At 66.5% G+C, this 1,112-nt stretch carries 1 protein-coding gene; it reads right to left on the bottom strand.

From position 1 onward, the window contains the following. On the bottom strand, positions 1-994 hold a 994-nt coding region (locus tag IU450_RS39240), incomplete at its 3' end, for an IS481 family transposase (protein ID WP_195154776.1). Positions 995-1,112 lie beyond the last annotated feature (118 nt).

The raw sequence follows: 1,112 nt of genomic DNA, 5'->3' as shown, positions 1-1,112 counted from the left end.
TGTATGAGGCCTGGACGTTGGTGACGCCGGTGTGGAGGCGGCTGGCTGGTGGCTGGTTTCCGGCGGTGGAGTGTGGTCGATGGTAGTTGTAGTGGATGTTCCAGACGCTGAGCGCGTGGGTGCGTTGGGTTTCGCTGGTCCACTCGCGTGCGTAGAGGAATTCCTCGGCCAGGATCCGGTTGTAGCGCTCGACCTTCCCGTTGTGCCGTGGCGTGTAAGGCGTGATCCGCTGATGCCGGGCGCCGAGCAGCACCTTCGCGAAATCCCGAGCTTTGTAGCAGGAGCCGTTGTCGGTCACGATTCGCTCGATCCTGGTGATGCCGTGCGCGGCGAAGAACGCCCTGGCCCGGAACACGAAACCTATCGCGGTGACGGCTTTCTCGTCCGGCAATGCTTCGGTGTAGGCCAGCCGCGAGTAGCCGTCGACCGCGGTGTGCAGGAAGACATAGCCGGGCCGGGTTCGCCGGTTGGCCGTGCGGGCGGCTTTGTCCTGGGCTGATCCTCGGCCGTGGACGCGCCAACCGCCGCCGTCGGGGATCCGGCCGACCTTCTTGATGTCGACGTGCACCATGTGCCCGGGCCGACGCGCGATGATGCGGCGTGGGAGCCGGTTGTTCTGACCCGCCGGATCCAGGAACCGGCGCCGGTTGAGCCCCAGGCGCAGCAGATGCCGGCCAACCGTGCGCACCGACACGGGAATGCCCTCGACAGCGAGTTCCAGTGCGATCCGGCGTGCCGACCACTTGCGGGTCCGTCGCATCTGTTCGATCCGTGCCACCACCTGCACCGATGTAGCTGTCGGTGACCGGTGCGGGGCGCTGGAGCGATCGAGCAGGCCGAGTTCGCCATAGCGGCGGAATCTGTTCACCCACTTGCTCGCGCACTGCCGGGAGATGCCCATCTCCGCAGCGGCGTGCGCGATCGGACGGGACTGGCAACGCTGCACCAGCCGGCGACGGCCTTCGATGGTCAGCGGGGCGTTACGGTGGGTCACGGACGGGTCTTTCCAGTCGAACGGACGGAGGATTGGCGTTTTCCATCCTGCCGCTGGAAGACCCGTCCCCCTTCAACTCACCCCTGCCCAGCCGTCACCAACGTCACGACCCGCAACA

The organism is Nocardia abscessus (assembly GCF_015477775.1).
GTDB classification, from domain to species: Bacteria; Actinomycetota; Actinomycetes; order Mycobacteriales; family Mycobacteriaceae; genus Nocardia; species Nocardia abscessus_A.
The sequence above is the reverse complement of the archived record's forward strand: the minus strand, read 5'-3'. Positions and strand labels throughout refer to the sequence as shown.